The 21,746-nt window shown below is 41.6% G+C and carries 15 protein-coding genes and 1 tRNA gene; 12 read left to right on the forward strand and 4 right to left on the reverse strand.

Translation table 11 applies throughout. From position 1 onward, the window contains the following. The 4 genes from HF312_19530 to HF312_19545 all read left to right on the forward strand — a co-directional run. Positions 1-432 (forward strand): hypothetical protein (locus HF312_19530; GenBank protein MCU7522414.1); only part of this gene is annotated, 432 nt, incomplete at its 5' end. 190 nt (positions 433-622) lie between these two features. Beyond that, a complete protein-coding gene (locus tag HF312_19535; GenBank protein MCU7522415.1) occupies positions 623-934 on the forward strand; it encodes a helix-turn-helix domain-containing protein in 312 nt (103 codons plus the stop codon). A gap of 4 nt (positions 935-938) precedes the next feature. Further along, positions 939-2,099 carry a tyrosine-type recombinase/integrase gene (locus tag HF312_19540; GenBank protein ID MCU7522416.1) on the forward strand — a complete coding sequence of 387 codons (1,161 nt, stop codon included), beginning with the start codon at positions 939-941 and terminating at the stop codon, positions 2,097-2,099. Positions 2,100-3,218: 1,119 nt separating this feature from the next. After that, a complete protein-coding gene (locus HF312_19545) occupies positions 3,219-7,859 on the forward strand; it encodes a T9SS type A sorting domain-containing protein (GenBank protein MCU7522417.1) in 4,641 nt (1,546 codons plus the stop codon). A gap of 479 nt (positions 7,860-8,338) precedes the next feature. Here the strand turns inward: HF312_19545 and HF312_19550 are convergent. Next, a tRNA-Lys gene (locus HF312_19550) sits at positions 8,339-8,411 on the reverse strand. Positions 8,412-8,913: 502 nt separating this feature from the next. On the opposite strand from HF312_19550, the gene HF312_19555 reads away from it, so the two are divergent. After that, on the forward strand, positions 8,914-9,855 hold the full coding sequence (locus tag HF312_19555; protein ID MCU7522418.1) for a cobalamin-binding protein: 942 nt from the start codon (positions 8,914-8,916) through the stop codon (positions 9,853-9,855). Here the strand turns inward: HF312_19555 and HF312_19560 are convergent. Together HF312_19560 and HF312_19565 are read right to left on the reverse strand one after the other, a co-directional pair. Further along, positions 9,806-10,075 (reverse strand): hypothetical protein, encoded by a 270-nt coding sequence (locus HF312_19560; GenBank protein ID MCU7522419.1) that lies wholly within the window; start codon positions 10,073-10,075, stop codon positions 9,806-9,808. The genes HF312_19555 and HF312_19560 overlap by 50 nt on opposite strands. Beyond that, the gene (locus HF312_19565) at positions 10,050-10,394 is read right to left on the reverse strand and encodes a hypothetical protein (GenBank protein MCU7522420.1); all 345 of its coding nucleotides are present in this window, start codon (positions 10,392-10,394) and stop codon (positions 10,050-10,052) included. The genes HF312_19560 and HF312_19565 overlap by 26 nt, the downstream gene beginning before the upstream one ends. A gap of 227 nt (positions 10,395-10,621) precedes the next feature. On the opposite strand from HF312_19565, the gene HF312_19570 reads away from it, so the two are divergent. Beyond that, entirely contained in the window at positions 10,622-11,221 is a 600-nt protein-coding gene (locus HF312_19570; protein MCU7522421.1) for an HAD-IA family hydrolase, read from the forward strand. 131 nt (positions 11,222-11,352) lie between these two features. Further along, entirely contained in the window at positions 11,353-11,820 is a 468-nt protein-coding gene (mscL, locus tag HF312_19575) for a large conductance mechanosensitive channel protein MscL (GenBank protein MCU7522422.1), read from the forward strand. Positions 11,821-11,951: 131 nt separating this feature from the next. Here the strand turns inward: mscL and HF312_19580 are convergent, their stop codons facing one another. After that, complete coding sequence (locus HF312_19580) at positions 11,952-14,072, reverse strand: M3 family metallopeptidase (protein ID MCU7522423.1); 2,121 nt, start codon at positions 14,070-14,072, stop codon at positions 11,952-11,954. A 418-nt stretch (positions 14,073-14,490) separates the two neighbouring features. Here HF312_19580 and HF312_19585 point away from each other — a divergent pair, with 418 nt between their 5' ends. The 5 genes from HF312_19585 (at position 14,491) to HF312_19605 (ending at position 21,541) form a co-directional block, all read left to right on the forward strand. Continuing rightward, a complete protein-coding gene (locus tag HF312_19585; protein MCU7522424.1) occupies positions 14,491-15,075 on the forward strand; it encodes a sigma-70 family RNA polymerase sigma factor in 585 nt (194 codons plus the stop codon). Between the two features lie 24 nt (positions 15,076-15,099). Continuing rightward, positions 15,100-16,071, forward strand: coding sequence for a hypothetical protein (locus HF312_19590; GenBank protein MCU7522425.1), 972 nt, complete (start codon positions 15,100-15,102; stop codon positions 16,069-16,071). After that, complete coding sequence (locus HF312_19595; GenBank protein MCU7522426.1) at positions 16,068-17,222, forward strand: DUF4097 domain-containing protein; 1,155 nt, start codon at positions 16,068-16,070, stop codon at positions 17,220-17,222. Before HF312_19590 ends, HF312_19595 begins: the two co-directional genes overlap by 4 nt. 341 nt (positions 17,223-17,563) lie before the next feature. Continuing rightward, the gene (locus tag HF312_19600) at positions 17,564-18,781 is read left to right on the forward strand and encodes a DUF4097 domain-containing protein (protein MCU7522427.1); all 1,218 of its coding nucleotides are present in this window, start codon (positions 17,564-17,566) and stop codon (positions 18,779-18,781) included. A gap of 99 nt (positions 18,782-18,880) precedes the next feature. Further along, the gene (locus tag HF312_19605) at positions 18,881-21,541 is read left to right on the forward strand and encodes a carbohydrate binding family 9 domain-containing protein (protein ID MCU7522428.1); all 2,661 of its coding nucleotides are present in this window, start codon (positions 18,881-18,883) and stop codon (positions 21,539-21,541) included. Positions 21,542-21,746: the final 205 nt, after the last annotated feature.

Genomic DNA, 21,746 nt, shown 5'->3' on the forward strand with positions numbered 1-21,746 from the left:
ACCTCTTTCAAGGTAATATTATGTCTCTTTAATTATGTTGGGCTATATAGTAAAAGTATTGCGCTTAGGAGTAAAATAAACTGGATTGTTTATTGGGGTATACAAAAGGTTGGAGTTGAAATAGCTAAAAAGCTAAAATTGAACACGGGAAATATAAGTGAAGACTTCAAATTACAAACTTGCCCAGACTGTGGTGTAATTCCTGGAGAAATACATAAAGAAGGATGCGATGTAGAAAGGTGTAGTGCATGCGGTGAGCAGCGCCTGCTCGAACATTTGACAGGTACTCAGTGTAAAGAGCATGATCCAGGATTTGCCAGGTGGACTGGCTTCTGGCCCGGAAGTCTTGAATCTGATGCCTTGGGAATTGACATGAACACGCTTTTAGTTTCAGGATTGGATAAAAAGCTATTTGTTAAACCAAAGAAATAATTAATCAAAAAAACGGATAACAGATAACCAATAAAAATAAATAGAAGAAATTGTGTTTTATTGACCAGCACACAAGTCCTTCTATTACGAATCTGATCTGTTGATAAATAAATTACCGGCCGGTAAGCCTTATAGTATGGTATAAGGATATTATAAAGAACCATTTTCGTAAACAAATTATGAGGGTAGTATGACTGCCTCTGAACAACAACTTAAAATGTATTCTTATTCCAAAGCCGCAAGGCTTATGAATATAGGACGCGATACTCTAAAGAAACTGATAGCTCAAGGGCTTATCGGCACGGTAAAAATAGGCAAGCGTAATAAAATTACCCATGCTGAGCTTATAAGGTTTCAGAATGAGAAAACAGTTAGAGCTGAAACTATAACTAATAAACCAACTGAAAGTAGAGAGTTGTGGGAACAGTTCTTCGGAAGAAAAAAGGATATTAGTAAACAAATAGACAGTAAATCGTTATTAGACAAAATTATAAGGAGTTAGAAAAATGGCAACAGTAATTAAACGCGGCAATACACTGCACATTTCATACTACGATCCAGGTAAACGAAAGTCTGTTATTAAGTCAACAGGGCTTGAGGCAACAGATGCAAACAGAAAGAAGGCAGAAGCAATAGCAAAAAAATTTCAGGATGAGTTGACAAAGAAGGGAAGGGAACTAAAAAAGATAGGAATAAAAAAGATTACAATCAGAGACGCTTTTGAACACTTCCTAACAAACAATGAAGGAAAGCATGAAAAAACAAAAAAGGATTATCTGAGATTCTACAGCTACTTTAACAAGGAGTTTAGTGAAAATGAGCCATGCACGGTTATAACCAAGCTGGCAGTTGAGGAGTGGTTAATTAAGATAAAGAAACTTCCTCTTCAGCAGAATTCAATTCATGCTATAGGTAAGCAGTTAAATCATTTTCTGAACTTCCTTTTTGAGTATAACTATACTCAAATGTTTAAGATAAACAAAGAGGTTCGAACAAGACCCGAAAGGAAAAAGAAAATAACCTTATCCCCGGCAGACACAAAGATTATTTTTGAGAAACTGGAAGCAAAGACTCAGGAAGGTGAAGATGCTACGAATAAAGATGCGGCATCGGATCATTCAAAATCAAAGAAAAAGAAGAAGACTAAAGTGCCAAAAGAAGATATGGGTAAAAATTCAAATTTTAAGACGCTCATTTATCTGGCCTATTATACCGGACTCAGGTCCAGCGACATGCTTACAATTAAAGCTGAAGATATAGACCTGAATGCGAGAACCATAAGCTACTACTCTCCTAAAAGAGATGTGTACAGAGATATCCCGTTCCATGCTGATCTCCTGCCTATACTCAAAGCCAGGGTTGAGGAAGTTAAAGCCGGACCAATTTTGAATTATACGAGTGTGGAAAATCTTGGCAGGGCTGTTACAAGATACTTTAAGGATATCGGACTTTCGAGCAAAAAGTATACTGCCAGGACTTTCAGAAAAACCTTTATTACACTTGCAAGAGCTCGTGGAATAGACGCCTCAATAGTTCGTGAGCTCGTAGGTCATGAACACCAGACCACAGCAGACAGGTATTATAACGATATTCAGATGCAGACAATGAAGAAGGAGCTTAAAAAGTTCAAAAGAGCGGATCAGATAACCGAGTCCGACATCGAGTAGAACAAACTAACCAGCTCCTTTTCACAAAAAATTATGTATTGGCCAATACAACTTAAAAATAACCTTACAATAAGCTTTCCACTTACTAGCAATTCACTAGCAATTCCTGCTTTTTAAACAATAAATCACTGTTTTTGATAATATTTTTGCGCATGCGCTGCAGTAGTTTTTGCAGTAGTTTTTCCTGTCAGAATGGGAAAAATGAGGCAAATTCAGGTCAATTTTAAAAAACTGATGACTTTTTAAAAATAAAAAAAACTCAAATTAAGCAGCATTCGATGTATTAATTCACTCTGAAGGATCGAATCATCCCGACTGCTAGAATGACTGAGAGTTAAAAATATAAAGAGCACCCTGGGTACAGTTCCATTTAGGAAGCCGAAATCCACCCTCATAACAAGTCGGATTTCCTGCACAACAAGTAAATCACCTGGATAACATTATTGATGTTAATAAGGGCCACTCGTAAAATGACTGGCCTTTCTTTTAATCTTAATGATGACGCTCGAAGGAAAGAAATAAGACAGACTTTCAAATGTTAAGCCCAGATACTTTTATATGGGTTAAAATGACAGGGGAGAGGAGCCATTCCATAAAACTGTAGGTTTGTGGAATAAAATTCTGTGGCTAAAAACTTTGAAAAATAGAAGAATTAAGAGGCATAAAAACATACCTTTTATGGAAAAGGGGTAATTTTGGGCCACAGTGTCCTTTCCACCGGTCATTTATAATATTTTTTCGTTTTTTTTTATTTTTTTTTCAAAAAATTTTCCGAAAACGCTCCTCGTCACCATATATATAATAAAGGATATTTTTTATTTGTTTAGTGAATGTGACTTCCATCACACAAGCCGCCTACTTATGAAGTCAGTAGAGTAATGCTAAAATTAAGTCTCTTGAATTATTTCTTTGCTATTCACTTTACAAGGATTTGAAAATGAAGATCTTATTCTGGTTTTCTCCATATCAGCTTCATCTTACTTTCATTTGTAATAAATCTTTATAGTCCAAATATAAATTGACTCAAGTAAAGCCCCAGTGTGCATCATCAGGGCTGGTAAATGTTATTTAATCGTTGTAAAAACTAAATTATTATTCAATTAATTTATGTGAGGGAAAATGATGAAAGTACCGAAACTATTATTCTTGCTCGTGATAATACTTTATTCAAGCATTTCAGCGGCGGAATGGGTAAAAAGCCCCAAGTTTTATGCTGGGACAGTAAACAATGTCCTTTCGTTAAAGAATGGAGATTTATTGGCTCTAGCAGAAAGATCTATTTTTAAGAAAACAAATGGGGATAATAACTGGACTAAAGTTTCTGAAACTCTTCAGGATGGAAAGGTATTATTCCTTGATTCCACAAATAATAAAATATATGCGGGATTTTCAGGAGGCTTATATTGCTCGACAGATAAAGGTGATAACTGGATCTCGGTTCCGGATTTTAATTCATTAAATATAACAGCTATAACATCCACGGTATCAGGAACTGTTTTTGTCGCCACTCAAACCGGATTATTTCGTTCAGAGAACAATGGTGTTTCCTGGATTCAAATATTATCTAACAAAATTAATGATATAAAATTCTCGGAAATTTATCAGACTCTTTTTGCGGCATCCGATATTTCCATATATCGTTCATATGATTTGGGGCAGAATTGGGGTACGCTTGACATTATTTCAACAAAAAGGTATCCGACTACCGCATTAGGGATTAACTCGACCGGGAAAATATTAGCCGGGTATCCAACAACTTCAGGATATGAGCTTTATGAGTCTACAAATAACGGCACATCATGGAAACAAATTACTTATAGCTCCCTTCCTCGAATTACTAACATAAGGGTTATTAATGATCAATTTTATATTACAGCAGGTTGTCTTTATAGATATGGAGGCACAGCATCTTATCCAACTGTTAGTTCACCGAGTAGAATAACTGTTTGGGATGTAGCAATAAGTAACTTTGGCGAAATGATTATTTCTACTGATAAATATGGACTGCTCAAAAAAAATAACTTAACTAATGACAATACTGCCATTGAAAATTGGAACGTTATCGGAGTTGTCAATCCAGCGGTGGTTATTGCATGTATTGAGGATGATAATGAAAATATATTCGTGGGCGGAAAAGATGGATTATATGTATATAATAAACAGTTGGGTGTTTGGAAAATTTCAGGATTTTACGGATATGAAGGTTATGATATAAGAGGATTAAGTAAACTAAATAATATTATATATGCCTCGGTTTATTGCCGTAATTACCAATATAACAGTGGATCTCCCTTATCTGGAATGTACAAAACATCTAATACAGGAAGTACTTGGATTTCATTATATACACCAAGTGGGTCAGATATTAATGGATATAGTAATCCAGGTAAATTAATCAACATAGACGCCAATACGCTTATTTTCTATGATGCAACCTCAAATGGTACAAGTTCAGGTGTTTATAAATATCAGAATGGAAATGTGACAAAAATATGGACTAACTATCTAAATGATTTTGAATATGATAATTCTGTATTATATGCTGGGACCTCATCGGGATTATGGAAATCAACAGATAAGGGGAATGTCTGGCTTCCAACGACAGCCTCCATTGCTTCTAATTTACCTGTGGCAGATGTATTCTTGGATAATGTATCTAATAATATATATATAGCAACAAATAAGGGAATTTACTTCTCCCCTAAAGAAAATATTTCTTGGAAAAAAGTTTCCGATGCCATATCGAATTCAATATACATAAAAAATAATAATGTAGTGGCTGCATTCAACAAAAGTATCAATTTGTCTTTTAATGCAAGTAATTCATGGGTGCCACTTTTTCAGCTGAGCACCACTGTAAGCGGGCAGTTCTATTTTGGGAAAAGTAAGTTATATTATTTTTCATCAGGTGATGGGCTATTTGAAAAAGAAAGTACTCCAGTCGTAACGCCGGTATTGGTTTCTCCAGCGAAAGACTTATCTGAAGCTTCAACAAACTTGTCATTTGAATGTACAACACCGGAAAATGCAGAATTCTATAATTTCCAAATCAGCACTGACTCAACGTTCACAACTAACGTACTGGATTCAACTAATACCGGAAATAAAATTCAGTTCAACAAATTGAATTTCTCTCAAAAATATTACTGGAAAGTAGCTGCTGGAAATATTTTTAATACGCAGCAATCTTCAATTTGGAGGTTTTATACTAAAAACAGAGAATTACTGGTAAAAAACCTATCGCTCAAAGATGTAAGCGATCTGCAGCATTTGGTAACTACTGATCCTGTAATTCAATTTCAGTATTTTGATACCTCAAATGAATTACAGACAGGCTATGAGGTTGAAGTATCAACAGATTCAACCTTTACCAAGGCTGATATGTGGAAACCCGGACCTGCATCCGGCGCAGATACACAAATAAAATACGCAGGCAATCCGTTTATTGATGGGCAGAGCTATTGGCTGCGGCTTAGAGTTAAATCGAATGATTACTTCAGCAATTGGTATACCCTGAAGTTTAGAAGAAATTCCAAACCGTCAGTACCTCAATTCTACAGCCCTAAAAATGATCAGGTATATACGGAACTGGATCCTTTAATTTATGCGTCTAAAAGTCTGGATAAGGAAAGTGACAACCTGACATACGAAATTCAGATCTCTCAGGATAAAGAATTCAGCAATATCGTTTGCCAGAAGAATGGGCTTATAGCTGTTTCGGATAGTATTAAGTGGCGCCAGGAAATTAAATTATCAGAAAATGGTCATTATTACGCGAGAATCAGGGCATTTGATGCATATGAATACTCTTCATACAGTGACGTGTCTTCGTTTTATGTAAATACCGTTAATGAAAATCCAAACTCATTTGCGTTGTCATATCCCAAAACTAACGGAACTGTAAATACATTGAGGCCGGTGATTTCCTGGGATAAGGCCACTGATAATGACCCCAAAAATATTATTAAATACAAGTTATTTTTGGACACTCCAACTCCTGGTGTGGAAGTAATAGACGTAGATACTAACCATACCTATACTTTTAATACGGATCTTAAAGATAACACAAAGTATTTCTGGAAGGTAGTAGCCTATGACAATTTCGGAGGAACTGTTGAGAATTCGGGCGGCTATATGGCATTCTATGTGAACCTGAAGAATGATCTGCCCGGAAGTTTTTCAGGACTTTCTCCTTTTAATGGACAAATGGTTACTGTAAAAAGACCTAAATTTATTTGGGGACCCTCAGTAGATATAGATCCTGCTTACAGCAAAACTGCAGCAGCTAATAAAACCGCAGCCGGCAGTAAAATATCGACGAAAAGTATTCAAGGCAGCATCATTAATAAATATAAATTCTATCTGAGCACATCTGCTGATTTTACTAATGTACCTGGTGTTGAAGTTGACACTACTTTTTATACAGTTGATAAGGATCTGATTGAAAATCAGACTTATTTCTGGAAAGTTGAGGCTGCTGATTCTAATGGCGGAGTAACACAGACAGACACTTGGAAATTCTGGGTAAATTGTAAGAATGAAGCTCCCGGCCAATTTCAGTTGGTATCTCCGAATAAGGCTTCACAGCTTAGTACCCTTAAACCGGCCCTGGTCTGGAACCGCAGTATTGATCCTGATATTAATGATAGTATTAAATATACGGTTACTTACGGTAAAGATTTAGAACATTTAAGTACTGTTTCAGGATTATTAGATACAACATTCACATTCTCAGAATCCCTTTCTGACAATTGTACTTATTGGTGGAAAGTGACGGCAGGTGATTTGTCAGGGGCCCAGACTGATGACAGTCAGCAGTTTATTTCATTTACCATAAATACAGTAAACCAGCAGCCGAATGAATTTAGTTTGATCACTCCTGGAGATTCCAGCGTTGAAGTTACCACAAGTCCATACTTTTACTGGGAAGCTAAAGGAGACCCTGATCCACAGGACATAGTCAAATATGAGTTTTTTGTTAATGGCCAAAGGATTGCAATCGTAGATTCTAACTCATTTCAGATAAAAGTACCACTTAAGGATAATAGTTTTAATAAGTGGTATGTAAAGGCAATAGATAACCATAATGCCGAAAGAGTAAGTAAAGAAATGCTGTTTGTAGTTAATACCGTTTTAGAGCCGCCAAATTCATTTGAATTGATTTCTCCCTTAAATTCAGGAGGTGTAGGAGCAGAATCAATCAAATTTATATGGCATAGAGCCGCTGACAATGATCCTAATGACTACGCAACTTATGAAATTCTTGTAGCTACTGATTCCTTACTCCATAACATTGTTTATTCAAAAGAGGTAGGGAAGGATACTTCAGTAGCTCCGGCTTCCGAGCTGCCAAACAATAATAAATACTTCTGGGCAATAAAAGCAAAAGATAGAGAAGGCTTAGTAACACGGTCTGCAATAGGCAGTTTTATTTTAGGGAATTATGTGTCAGTAGAAAACTGGATGAGTGAAATTCCTACTGAATACTCTTTGAAACAGAACTTCCCGAATCCCTTTAACCCATCAACAGTAATAAGGTACGCGCTTCCATACGAAAGCAGGGTTAGGATTTCCGTGTTCAACTCTCTCGGTCAACTTGTAAATGAACTGGTGGATAAAATTGAAAGAAGCGGAAATTACGAAAAGACATTCAATGCGGTAAATCTTCCATCCGGCATTTACATTTATTCAATATCCGTCCAGTCAACAGACGGTAAGAATAACTTCAGTTCAGTAAAGAAGATGATGCTCGTGAAGTAATAGTGTTCTACAAAGCCCTCGAAGTACTACCTTTGAGGGCTTTTTTGTTAAAAATATTCATGACACTTTTATGACATCGGCTTTCAAAAAATGATGAATACAGGCTGAAATTAAACAATTTGAATAGTATGTGGAAAATCCCACTCTTTCTGCTCCTAAAAAATAAAGGCCGAGAATGGCCTAGAGTCCTGTTCTTAGCATTGTGAAATCTCCTAGACCAACCAAATACACCCTGCCTTACCAGCAATTTGGGCCCTCTGTGCCATCAGTCTGCGAAGGTTCTTTCATTAATTTGATTTACTAAGGGTAGATGTAAAGAGCTTGTATATCTTTACAATTAACGAGCAGACTGCAGTAGTTTTTGCAGTAGTTTTTCATTTCAGAATGGGAAAAATGAGGCAAACTCAGGTCAATTTTAAAAGACTGAAGATTTTTTAAAAATAAAAAACCTCGATTTCAAGCTGATTTCGAGGTTTTCGTGCACTCTGCGGGATTCGAACCCGCGACCTGCTGATTAAGAGTCAGATGCTCTACCAACTGAGCTAAGAGTGCACAGCAAAAGTAAGAAAATTCTGCATTTTTTCCAAAAATATTATGCGGTATTTTTTAATCCCATTATATATTTTTTAATTTTTTTATGTATGTTACAGGGCTAAACCCTTTTACTATTGGAAATTGACGCTTTTTTACGCATTCCATCCCTCCTGACCGCAATCCTTATGAATTCAAAATTTTTTCGGATCCCTGACCCGTCTTTTTGAAAATCCTGCTTGGTAACATATATAAAACCACGGACGTGGTTTTGAATGTGGGGCGTCATTTACCCAGGGTTTTGGCCACCCGCCTTTGGCGGCTGGCGGGCAAACCCTGGGCTACAGATAGAAAACCGCTGAACGCGGTTTTTTTTGTCTATCATTATTTCCCCTCCCGTTTTTCCTGATGCGGAGCGCACTCCCAACAGATTATGCATTTAACCTCGAACTTTTCATCCGCTGCGGCGGAAACGTTGAACGTCGGACGTTGAACGTCGAACGATTTTTTTCTACATTTGTGTATGAAGTTAAAGCTTGTCTGTATATTCATTTTTGCCTCGTTTTGGGCGCTTTCCTGCGGGAAAAATGCCGAAAATCCGCAGAAATCCGCTAATCCCGTTAAGGACGACCTGGGTGAGGTGGTGCCTTTTAATGAGCCGCCTCAGAAAATTATATCCCTGGCTCCTAATCTTACTGAGATGATCTATTCGCTGGGACTTGGGTCCCGTCTTGTGGGCAATACGCTCTACTGCACTTACCCCCCCGAGGCACGGAATGTTACCAAGGTGGGCGATATGCTTACTATTGATTTTGAGAAAATTATAAGCCTTAAACCCGACCTCATCTTAATCACTGTGGAGGGGAACGCTAAGGATAGCTATATTAAGCTTAAAAATCTGGGACTTAAGGTTTTTGTCTCTAATCCCCGCAATTTCGACGGGATTAAAAAGACTTATTCCGATCTGGGCAGAATTTTCATGAAAACACACCAGGCCGACAGCTCTATAAACTTCTGGCAGGCACAGTTTGATTCCGTCAGACAGGCAGCCAACAGGCTTCCGCACCCGCAGGCGCTTTTCTTTGTGGGATTTAACCCTATAATGGTGGCCGGGGAAAATACTTTTGTTAATGAACTGATGACTTCGGCGGGACTTTCTAATATTGCGGGCGACTCGCCTCAGAATTATCCCGTCTACAGCCGCGAGGAAATATTAAAAAGAAATCCCGACTATATGATTATGACCGGAACCAGCATGTCAGGCTCTTTTAAGAAGGAATCTGAAATGATTAAAAACAGCTACCCCGAATGGAAATCGCTCAATGCGGTAAGAAATAATGACATTCTTGTTGTGGACCCTGACCTTTATCTAAGGCCGGGACCAAGATTTATTCAGGCTCTTAAGGATCTCTTCTTTAAGATTCATCCTCATCCTCAGGAGGCGGGAAAATATCTTCATCCTTAGGCATGTCTTCTTCGTTAAACTCGGTTATGAATAAGCGGGCGCACATCTCGCCTTTGAACTTGCCGCTTTTCTGGCAGTTGTGAAATCTCTCCTTGGCCTTTTCGGCATCGGAGGCTTTACCAGTCATAGCAAAATTTCTCAGCTCTTCACCGCATTCCGTACAGAATTTAACATCCGAAATTTGCCCTTTCTCGTTATTTGATTTCGGTTTCTTCTCCATTGTATTCACTTATCTGTGGCTCCCAGTCCATCCCTTCGCACGGAAGACTATCAAGCGTTGGATGCTGGTCGTATTTTGTACATAATACCGCCGTCTTGTCAAAATATTTGCACGATGAGCACAGTGTGGATTCTATGATATCCCTGTTCTTTTCTTCAAATATTTTGTACTGGATTACAGCGGGATGTATTATCACTCCGTAGAGCAGCGTGAAACTCATTGCCCACCAGAACTGATAATCCACCCAGCTCCTCAGGACCCATATGATCGGTATCAGAATGATGGTGCGAATAATCGCCCAGTAAATTATAACTCCCATTTTGCAACTTTTCCCATTGTATCCATATCCCCTCAAAAGCCGGCCCCAGGGCTGCTTCACGGATTTAATCTATAAATTGTATCAATAATAATCAATACCGCCGTTGGCGGCGTTCAACGTCCGACGTCCGACGTCCGACGGGAAGAGAAGTCCAGGGGCCAAGGTCGGAATATTGTATAAATAATCGTATATTTTAGATCTGTACCATAATATAAAATATAATATCTATGATTAAAAATCTCATCTTTGACCTGTCTGAAGTAATAATTAATGGAATTCTTGGGGTGGAAAAAGCATTGCCCGAAAGCCTGGGTATTACACAGCCTCAGGTGGCCGATACTTTCTGGGGAAAGGAGTTTGAAAGGCTCCTTTTAGGCGAAATTGACGAGGATTCATACGTCAGCTACGTAATTAACAGCACTAAATGGAATATACGTCCCGAGGAGCTTAAAAAAGCCATACGCCTTAATTTTCATACTGAAATTGACGGGGTTATACCTCTTCTGCAGGACCTGGCAAAAAGCTATAAGCTTTATCTTCTTTCCGATCATTCAAAGGAATGGGTTGAATACATAAAAACTGTGCACCCTTTTCTTGAAATTTTTGAAAAGACAGCGTATTCCTATGAGCTTAAGATGGTTAAAAAGAACCCGGCGGTTTTCCCGGAGCTTTTAAGGCAGCTTGGACTTAAGGCAGAGGAATGCCTCTTTATAGACGACCACCAGCGCAACGTGGATAACGCGCGACTGGCGGGCATTGACGGCATACGATTCCTTAATGCCAATCAGCTCAGGGAGGAACTCGGAAAAAAGAATATTATTTTCTGAGATTCATTTATCCATACGCACATTTTTGCTTTGAATTCTGAAGTATAATTATATAATTATATTTAGTTGTTCTACATTCTTCCATTCAAAATTCAACATTCATAATTCAACATTAATGAAAGGGGGGAATTATGTTAAAGGAATTCAAAGCTTTTGCTCTGAAGGGAAATATGGTTGACCTTGCCATTGGAATCATACTTGGCATTGCCTTCGGAGTTGTCGTCCAGTCGCTGGTAAAAGACATCATCATGCCGCCAATCGGACTATTGCTGGGAAATGTTGATTTTTCAAACTGGTTTATTGTCCTTAAGGAAGGCGTAACCCCGGGTCCATATTTCACAATCGATCAGGCTGTAAAAGCCGGAGCTGTAACGCTCAACATCGGGCTGTTCATCAATTCGCTGATCGGCTTCATTATTGTTGCCTTTGCGGTTTTTATGATAGTAAAGGCGTTAAAGAAGATGGAGAAAGAGGAAGTAAAGGCGCCCGAGCCTGTTATCAGGAAGTGCCCGTACTGCTTTTCTGCAATTGACGAGCATGCAACCCGCTGCCCGTATTGCACAAGCGACCTGGTAGTGAGGGAGATGCACGCAAAATAAGTTCAAAGTTTGAGGTTCAAGGTTCAAAGTTTTTTAAGCCCGCATTCCGAGGACTTTTCATACAATAGAAAAGCCCTCCGTGGAGGGCTTTAATTGTTTTAACCTTGAACTTTGAACCTTGAACCTCGAACCTATTTGCTCCCCACCTGTGTCTTGTCTGTTACCAGTCCTCTTTTCTTGAGGAGGGGTTCGATTGACGGGTCCTGACCGCGGAAACGCTTGTAGAGAACCATCGGCTCTTCGGTTGCACCCTTTGAAAGGACGTTGTCCCTGAATGCCTTTGCGGTTGCCTGGTCAAAAAGCCCCTTTTCCTTGAATGCTTCAAATGCATCGCTGTCAAGCACTTCAGCCCATATGTAGCTGTAATATCCTGATGAATATCCGCCGTTAAATATGTGCGAGAAGTATGGACTTCTGTACCTGAAGGCGATCTCGGGAATGAGTCCTAACTTTTTAGCCGTATTGTCCTCAAACTGCTTTGCGTCAACTTCATTTGTATCTGCTATAGTGTGCCAGTCCATATCAAGAAGTGAAGCGGCCAGGTATTCAACCGTCATAAAGCCCTGGTTGAAGAGGCTTGTATTTTTTATCTTCTCCAGCAGTGCGTCGGGAATTGTCTCGCCGGTCTGGTAGTGCTTTGCAAATGACTTAATCACTTCGGGTTCACCTGCCCAGTTTTCCATTATCTGCGACGGGAGTTCAACAAAGTCCCTTGCCACCGCGGTGCCTGAAAGCGACTTATAGGTTGTGTTGGCAAGGAGTCCGTGCAGTGCGTGACCGAATTCATGGAAGAGAGTTGAAACCTCTTCAAACGTAAGAAGCGCGGGCTTATCGCCTGCGGGAGCCGTAAAGTTAAAGGCGTTAACTACAATCGGAGTAATTTTCTTTCCGTCTTTGGATTCATCGCGGTAGCCGTTCATCCATGCGCCCGAGCGTTTGTCGTTTCTGGGGAAATAATCCACGTAAAGAATACCAACGTGGCTTCCGTCTGCTTCCTTAACCTCAAAGGCTTTTACGTCTTTATTATAAACGGGCAGGTCTTTTCTTTCGGTAAATGTAATGCCGTATAACTTATGGGCCACATCAAAAGCGCCCTGGCGCACGTTATCGAGCTTGAAGTAAGGCCTTAAGGTTTCGTCATCCAGGTCATATTTTTCTTTTCTTAACTTCTCGGCATAATACCACCAGTCCCATGCGGCAATCTTGAAAGTCTGACCGTCTTTTTCGGCCATTTTCTGCAGGTCCGCGGCTTCCATCTTTGCGCGTTCAAGCGCCGGTGTCCAGAGCTTATTTAAGAGTTCATAAACCTTATCGGGAGTCTTGGCCATATTTTCATCCAGCACGTAATCGGCGTGTGTCTTAAAGCCCAGGAGGTTAGCCCTTTTTACCCTGAGGGAAGCAATTTTAGAGAGGATTGCTTTATTATCCAGCTCGTTATTATTATTGCCTTTATTGATATAAGCCTTATAGATCTTTTCTCTCAGGTCGCGCCTGTCGGAATACTGAAGGAACGGTGTAATGCTTGGAACGTGGAGAGTAAAGACCCATTTGCCCTCATGTCCGCGTTTTTTAGCGGCGTCGGCTGCCATGGCTATAACTGATTCAGGGAGTCCTGCCAAGTCCTCTTTTTTATCGAGCACCAGTTCAAAAGTGTTATTTTCCTTCAGGACGTTCTCGCCGAACTTAAGTGAAAGCATAGAAAGTTCGGTATTGATCTTTCTGAACTCTTCTTTTTTCTCTCCGGCCAGGTTAGCGCCGCCTCTTACAAAATCCTTATAAGTTTTTTCAAGGAGCTTCATCTGTTCGGCGTTAAGTTTCAGTTTATCTTTTTTATCGTATACGGCTTTAACCCTCTGGAAGAGTTTTTCGTTGAGGTTAATGTCGTCGCTGTTCTTTGCCATAAGGGGGGTAACTTCCCTTGAGATCTTCTGGATGTTATCGGTGATCTGTGTATTCATGGCGTTATAGTAAACGTTGCCCACTTTTGTAAGCAGTTCGCCGCTTCTTTCGAGGGCGAGAATAGTATTTTCGAAAGTAGGCTCTTTTTTGTTGTTAATAATAGCCTTAATTTCCTTCTGCTGCTGTTTAATGCCTTCCTTAAAGGCAGGCAGATAGTGTTCTTCCTTTATTTTATCGAAAGGAGGAACCTGGAACGGAGTTTTATACTCCGAAAAAAAAGGATTTTTCTCCTGTGCCATTGTGCTTCCTATAAACATAGTTGAGCAAATGAGTGCTAGAAGAGTAAATTTCATAATTTTGTCCTGTTTTGTGAAGGGTAATTTTTCAGTATCCAATATAAAATATTTCACGTAAAGTTTAGACGGCCGCCAAGAAGAAAAGTTTTTCAGCCGCCGTTCGCACGGGATTTTGGCCGTTAGTCAAAAAATTTGAAGTTGAATAGCCACGACTCTCCGCGGAGAGTCGTGGATTAATGCGCCCATCTCCCAATTGGGCTTTAGCCCCCGATCTTCCGGGGAAAAACCCGCATTTTAGGGGGAAATCTGGAGCTAAAGCCCAATTTCTTATTAGCTCTGGTCCACGGCCTGAAGGCCGTGGCAATTCAGTCGTGGCTATTCAGTTGGCGAACCGCCGAAAAATTATATTTTTCGGCGTACAACCTTTTAAGATTTTTCCAGTCTAAATAAATGTAGGCCTAAAAAATTATTTAAAGTGATGAATCAGGAAGAAAACCTTTTAATTAAAGAAGCCCAAAACGGCAATATGCAGGCGTTCGAAACGCTTGTGGCGCGCTACGACCGCCATGTGCTTGCTATCGCTCAGCAGTACCGCCACAGCCGCGAGGATGCTAAGGATATCTACCAGGAGGTCTTCCTGAGGGTCTACAGGGGTCTAAAAAATTTTGAAGGAAACAGCGCTTTTTCCACGTGGCTTTTCAGAATTACTGTTAATGTATGCTTTACGTATAAGGCACGGAATAAAAAGATGCAGTTTGCTTCAATCGACCAGGGTTTTGATATGGATGACGATTCTAAGGATCTCAGGCTTTCCGACACTCTTGAAGGAGGCCCTTCAGCCGATCAGGACCTTATGGACGAGGAAATTAAAAAAAATGTTAACGGGGCGCTCGAAAGCCTCCCGCCGCAGCAGAAGATGGTTTTTACGCTTAAACACCTGCAGGACATGAAAATAAGCGAAATTGCCAAGATTATGAACTGCGGCGAGGGCACGGTTAAAAAATATCTTTTTACTGCAACCAGGAAAATGCGAGATAAACTGAAAGATTTTATTGAGTAATAGTCTTTATTAAAGGCAAAAGAAATGGAACACGAAAAATTTAAGGAATGGATTCAGCTTTCAATTTATGACGAACTCTCGGAAGAGGAAAACCTGCAGCTCTTAAGCCATCTTAAAAACTGCAATGAATGCAGCCGCGAGTTCATGGAGATGAATAAGCTCCGTCAGATGATTGAAAAAGCAAAGCCCGCAGAAATTGATGAAAAGACTCTTCTGGAAGCCCGGCAGGACCTCAGAACCGCGCTCAGAATGGAAAGAAACAGGAAAACTTTCGGCGAAGATATAATTGATAAAGTCCGCTCGTTCCTTTTCCTTAACTATAAGGCTGCCCTGGGAAGCGCCTTTACGCTGGTATTAGGGCTTGCAATAGGTTATATGGTTTTCCGCCCTCATACGGCACCTTTAACTACGGATCAGATCCAGCCTGCCTTAAACCAGCAGCACCAGGCGCAGAATGACGTTAAGATTGATAACTTGAGATTTGAGGATTCCGACGCATCCGACGGGCAGGTCGAGTTCTCATTCGACGCCGTAAAGCCGGTCCATATGAAAGGCAATATTAACGATGAGGCAATACAGAAGGTTTTAGCCCGCGCGCTTGTAAATGAGTCGAACGACGGCATGCGCCTCAGGACAATAAGCACAATTGCGGCCCATACGGGGAACGATTCAACTGCCGACCCGCAGATAAAATCGGCCCTTATTACAACGCTTAAATCCGACAACAATCCCGGCGTCCGCCGCGAGGCGCTCCTTGTCTTAAGCCGCCTTAAAATGGATAGGGAAATTAAGAACGCTCTTCTTTACACGCTTGCAAACGATAAGAACGCGGGACTTAGAATTGCGGCAATAAACAGCCTTCAGACTGAAAGCCCCGAAAAGCTTCAGAAAGACCAGGAATTAATAAAAGTATTAAAACAGAAAAGTCAGGACGATCAGAACGACTATATACGTATTCGCGCTAAAGCCGTCCTGCAGGAGGTAATTGAACAATGAAAACTTTGACACGAATTATGCTTGCTGTCCTTCTGTGCGCATTCAGCATAGTCTCTGCAAATGAGGCCGAACAGGGGGAATTCAAAAAAACTCTCAAGGTTGGCAAAAGCGGATTTCTTGAGCTTTATGTCAGCATGGGATCAATACAGATTGTACCGTGGGATAAAAATGAAATGCAGATTGAGGCCAGGGGAATTTACGACGGCGACGCCGATAAGGTGAAGATCACGCAGACGGGCAACATTGTAAAGGTAAGTTATGAGCAGGGCGGGCATCCGGACGAGGTAAAGTTTATTATAAGCCTTCCTGCACAGCACAATGTAAGGCTCAGCACTTCAAGCGGCGATATTGAGGTTGACGGTACATTAAAAGGGGAACTCAGAGGATCAACCTCGGGCGGCGATATAAAGCTTGGTAAAGTCGACGGCCTGGTTGCGCTCAATACTTCGGGCGGCAATATAAGTTCGGGAGATGTGGTTGGCAATGCGTCGTTCAATACTTCAGGAGGCGACATATCTGTTGGCAGCGTTGCAGGCACGGCACAGATAAATACCAACGGCGGCGATATAACGGTTAAAAGCGTGGGCGAAAAACTCTCGGCTACAACTTACGGCGGAGATATCCAGATAGGCTCAATTGAAGGCGACGGCAAAATTACAACCTACGGCGGCGACATACATATTGATAACGTTTCAGGCAGTGCGGAAGTCAATACCTACGGCGGCGACATATTCCTAAGCGGCGCAAGCGGAAAAGTAAAAGCTTCTACACAGGGCGGGGACATAACACTCAGTAAAATATCGGGACCCGTGGATGCACAGACCAGAAGCGGATCCGTTATGCTTGAAATGTTATCAGCAGGGAACGATAAAAGCAAGGTTGTGGCATCCAACGGCGACATAACGCTTTATCTTAAAGACGATATTAAAGCTACCGTTAATGCCAATCTGCGCATGAGGGGCTGGAATAAAAACAATCATCAGCCTTTCAGCATACATTCAGATTTTGATGCAGCGCAGAAGCCGGAATATGATGATAATAAGGGAGAGGTCAGAATCAGCCTCCCGGTCAATGGCGGCGGGCAGCAGATCTATCTCGAAACCGTGAACGCCGACATTAATATCAAAAAGCTGAGCAATAAAAAGAAGTAGTTCCCGCAGCTTTATTTATGGATAATATTAAATTCAGAAAGCCAATGAATATAGAGCAAATAATTGTTCATATGCATAAGGAATCCCGGAGGGATGATTTGTCTATAGAAAGAGGATCACCCAACCCCACCAATAGAGCTCCGGAGGAGCGATTTGTTAAACGGGTTGGTACATTAATTACCTTTTTTACAAGTCGCTCCTCCGGAGCTCTAAATTATTTGGGGAATGTCGTTTTGCTACAGATCAGCCGCGGCTGACCTCTCCGAGGCTCAGAATTCAGTTGAATGTAAGTGTAACATAAAAAGATTATTCATACTACAATGGAAAACAAAGAGGCAAATATGAAAAAGTTAATAATGATCGCGGTAATTCTGGCCCTCGGCTTCAGCGTATCATTTGCAATAGATGGCTCAAGCCTTACCAGAGGTATCAGTTTTATGTTCCCCTTCGGCTATACCGCGCCGGCTAAGAATAGTATTGAAAAGAAGAATGACGATGAAAGAGTTGTGGAAAAGGAATTTAAGGCCTCAAAGGGCAAGACACTCACAATCAACCTTAAAACGGGCGGCGGCATTGTCGTTAAAGGCTGGGATAAGGATCTGGTTAATATAAAAGCCACTATAGGCGGCAGGGACGCAAAGGATCTTAAGTTCGATTTTAATGAAGTGGAGCAGGGCGTTGAAATAAATTCCAAATACACGGGCGATAAGGAAGGATGGAGCAGCGACTGCGATCTCGTAATTATGGTGCCCGATAAGTTCAACCTTTCACTTTATTCAATGGGCGGAGCCGTTTCGCTCAGCAATATTGAAGGCCGTATGACGGGCAAAACCATGGGCGGCGCACTTACACTCGATCACCTCAAAGGATACCTGGAGCTTAAGACCATGGGCGGCGCTGTTACACTTACAAGCTCAAACGTCGACGGGCGCGTGGAAACAATGGGCGGACCGGTTATGATGGAAGATGTTACAGGAGGCGTTAAAGGCCACACAATGAGCGGCAAGGTAGACTTCTCAAATGTAAATAATAAAAATGCTGAAGACATCAAAGATGAAGTTAAAATAACTTCAATGGGAGGAGGCATTAATGTAAATGCGGCTCCCCTGGGTGCCGATGTAAGCACTATGGGGGGAGAAATAAAGATCAACTCTGCAAAAAAATATGTTAAAGCCAAAACCATGGGTGGAAATATAACAATACTGGACGTAGACGGAAGCGTTAATGCCCATACAATGGGCGGCGATGTTGAAGTAAATATGACGGGTACGGGAGATGACCGCGATGTTAAGCTGACTTCAATGTCGGGCGACGTTACGCTGGAAATTCCCGCGGACTTTTCAATGAACGTAAAAGTTAAGCTCGCATATACCGAAGGAAGAGAAGGGAAGTATAAGATTGAAAGCGACTTCGGCTTAAGCCAGGATGAGTCGAAGGAGTGGGACGGAGATGAGGGAACGCCAAGGAAATACATCACAGGCACAGGGTCATTTAACGGCGGCAAAAACAGCGTTGTAATTGAAACAATTAACGGGAATGTTCTTATCAAAAAACACTGACAGGTAAATAACTGATAAGTAAACAGATGAAAAAAATCTGATAACTGTACAATAAAAATTATTCCGTTGCGTTTACTGATTATAAAAGTAAGGAAGATAATGAAACTGAAACTGCTGGTTATAATAATTTTAATTTTATCGGGCATTGTATTTGGCGAAGGACGCGATTCGAATACGTTGAAGAGGCTCGGTGCTAAAGCTTTAAGAACATCTGAAACTATTGTAATAGACGGCAGGCTTACAGAAGAAGTCTGGAAGCATAATGATAACTGCTTTTCCAACTTCACGCAGCGCGATCCCGTTGAAGGAGCACAGCCTACGGAAAAAACCGAAATACGTATTGCTTATGACGACGACGCACTCTACGTGGGAGCAAGAATGTACGATTCGCACCCCGATTCAATTGTAGCCCGCCTGAGCCGCAGGGATAATTCTTCAAGTTCTGACATCATTTATTTCTACATAGACCCTTACCTCGACCGCCAGACGGGTAACTACTTCGGCGTTAATGCTGCGGGAACGCTTTATGACGGCACGCTCTATAACGACAACTGGAACGACGATACGTGGGACGGCGTATGGGAGGCTAAGACAAATATAGACCAGACGGGATGGACCGCGGAAATGAGGATCCCCTATTCGCAGCTCCGCTTCCAGAAGGCTCAAAGCTATACTTGGGCAATTAACGTGGAAAGAATGATCCAGAGGAAAAATGAGGACGACTATATAACTTTTACTCCAAAGGACGGCAACGGGTTTGTTTCACGCTTTCCTGAACTGCAGGGCATAGAAAATATTTCTCCAAGCGGAAGAATGGAAGTGGTTCCTTATGTAATAGGAAAGGCTGAATACCTTAAGCACGACGAAGAGGATCCTTTTAACAAGGGATCAAAATATACTCCGGGTCTTGGAGTTGATATAAAGACCACACTTGGAAGCAGCCTCATTCTTAATGCAACGGTTAACCCCGACTTCGGTCAGGTGGAAGTGGACCCCGCGGTTGTAAACTTAAGCGACGTTGAAACATTCTACCAGGAGAAAAGGCCGTTTTTTGTTGAAGGCTCCAGCGTGTTTAATTTCGGGCAGGGAGGAGGAACAAATTACTGGGGATTCAACTGGCCGGGGCCAAAAATATTCTACAGCCGCCGCATCGGGCGCTCACCGCAGGGAAGCCTTCCCGATAACGATTACTCAGACGTTCCGGCAGGAGCGCACATACTTGGTGCCGCAAAGCTGACAGGAAGGCTTGGCAATAACTGGAACATAGGCGCTATAAGCGCTCTTACAATGCGCGAATTTGCGGATATTCAGTACGAGGGGAAAAAGTCCACATTGCAGGTTGAGCCTCTTTCATATTACGGTGTCTACCGCGCACAGAAGGATTTTAACGATGGTAAGCAGGGTATTGGATTTCTTGCAACACAGGTTAACCGCTTCTTTAATGATGAAAGACTGAAAAGCGATATAAATTCAAGCGCACAGGTGCTGGGACTTGACGGATGGACGTTCCTCGATGGCAATAAGGAGTGGGTGGTCTCGGGCTATGTGGCCGGTTCAAACGTCAACGGTACAAAGGAAAGAATTACGGACCTGCAGAGAAACTCCCAGCACTACTTCCAGAGGCCCGATGTATCTTATATTCACGTCGACAGCTCGGCTACATCCCTTACGGGTTATGCCGGGCGGTTTTATCTCATAAAGCAGAAAGGAAATATGTTTGTTAATGCCGCTTTCGGTTTTATTACTCCTGAGTACGATGTGAACGATGCGGGGTTTATTGGTAATGCCGATGTTATAAATATGCATTTGGGTGCGGGCTACAAATGGACTGAGCCGAACCGTTTCTTCAGGTATCTTGAACTTGGCGGCGCGCTTTTCAGAAACTACGACTTTGGAAAAACTATCACCTGGGAAGGCCTCTTCCACTTCGGTTCCATTACATTATCAAATTATTACGGAGCAAACTGGAACCTGGCATATAACCCGCAGACAATCAGCAGCAGAAAAACGCGCGGCGGCCCTTATGCGCTTGTGGCTCCCGGCTACCAGGCCGATTTTTACTGGAACTCAGATAACAGAAAAACATTTGTCTTCGGCAATGGGTATGATTATTACGGAAGGGAAGACGGATCCGACCAGTGGGATACATACGTTGAGCTCACATGGCGCCCGGGTGCAAACTTCAGCCTGAGTGTAAGTCCGCAGATAGAACGTGACATTGCGCAGCTGCAGTGGGTGGATGCCTATGATGACGCATCGGCAAAAGCCACATACGGAAGAAGATACATATTTGCAAAAATGGATCAGATGACATTCTCGGCGGGCATAAGGATGAACTGGATATTTACGCCTCAGCTGAGTCTGCAGCTTTACATGCAGCCACTTATCTCCTCTGGCGATTACACGGGCCTTAAGTCGCTTTCACGTGCAAGGTCAATGGATTACGAAAAGTTTGGGACGGGAACGTCAACAATCAGTAAAAACGGAAATGAATATACGGTGGACGCCGACGGAGCAGCAGGGCCGGCTGAAGCCTACACGTTTGACGATCCCAATTTCAATTACAAGTCGTTAAGAGGTAACGCGGTATTAAGGTGGGAATACAAGCCGGGATCGATATTATATTTTGTGTGGACGCAGAGCCGGAGCGACGATGAGGAAAATGGGCAGTTTAATTTCGGGCGCTCGCTCAGCCGTCTTGTAAACACAAGAGGCGACAATGTTTTTATGGTTAAATTTACCTATTGGTTCAACATGTAAATAAAATTTCACGCATATCTTTCTCCATCAAAGCCCATGCTACGGTATGGGCTTTTCTTTTTATGAGTAGCCACGACCTTCAGGTCGTGGTTTAATATTCCCCAAAAATGTTTGGGCTTTAGCCCCCGATTATCCCTTTATGAATCTGGGGCTAAAGCCCCGAGGGTATTTGATTTATGGGCCCCACGACCTGAAGCTCGTGGCT

The organism is Ignavibacteria bacterium (genome assembly GCA_025612375.1).
Classification (GTDB): Bacteria; Bacteroidota; Ignavibacteria; order Ignavibacteriales; family SURF-24; genus JAAXKN01.

What these genes read in the sequence shown, in the direction of transcription:
- HF312_19535 (MCU7522415.1), top strand. Translation starts at nt 623, where the DNA reads ATGACTGCCTCTGAACAACAACTTAAAATGTATTCTTATTCCAAAGCC.
- HF312_19540 (MCU7522416.1), top strand. Translation starts at nt 939, where the DNA reads ATGGCAACAGTAATTAAACGCGGCAATACACTGCACATTTCATACTAC.
- HF312_19545 (MCU7522417.1), top strand. Translation starts at nt 3,219, where the DNA reads ATGATGAAAGTACCGAAACTATTATTCTTGCTCGTGATAATACTTTAT.
- HF312_19555 (MCU7522418.1), top strand. Translation starts at nt 8,914, where the DNA reads ATGAAGTTAAAGCTTGTCTGTATATTCATTTTTGCCTCGTTTTGGGCG.
- HF312_19560 (MCU7522419.1), bottom strand. Translation starts at nt 10,075, where the DNA reads ATGGAGAAGAAACCGAAATCAAATAACGAGAAAGGGCAAATTTCGGAT.
- HF312_19565 (MCU7522420.1), bottom strand. Translation starts at nt 10,394, where the DNA reads ATGGGAGTTATAATTTACTGGGCGATTATTCGCACCATCATTCTGATA.
- HF312_19570 (MCU7522421.1), top strand. Translation starts at nt 10,622, where the DNA reads ATGATTAAAAATCTCATCTTTGACCTGTCTGAAGTAATAATTAATGGA.
- mscL (MCU7522422.1), top strand. Translation starts at nt 11,353, where the DNA reads ATGTTAAAGGAATTCAAAGCTTTTGCTCTGAAGGGAAATATGGTTGAC.
- HF312_19580 (MCU7522423.1), bottom strand. Translation starts at nt 14,072, where the DNA reads ATGAAATTTACTCTTCTAGCACTCATTTGCTCAACTATGTTTATAGGA.
- HF312_19590 (MCU7522425.1), top strand. Translation starts at nt 15,100, where the DNA reads ATGGAACACGAAAAATTTAAGGAATGGATTCAGCTTTCAATTTATGAC.
- HF312_19595 (MCU7522426.1), top strand. Translation starts at nt 16,068, where the DNA reads ATGAAAACTTTGACACGAATTATGCTTGCTGTCCTTCTGTGCGCATTC.
- HF312_19600 (MCU7522427.1), top strand. Translation starts at nt 17,564, where the DNA reads ATGAAAAAGTTAATAATGATCGCGGTAATTCTGGCCCTCGGCTTCAGC.
- HF312_19605 (MCU7522428.1), top strand. Translation starts at nt 18,881, where the DNA reads ATGAAACTGAAACTGCTGGTTATAATAATTTTAATTTTATCGGGCATT.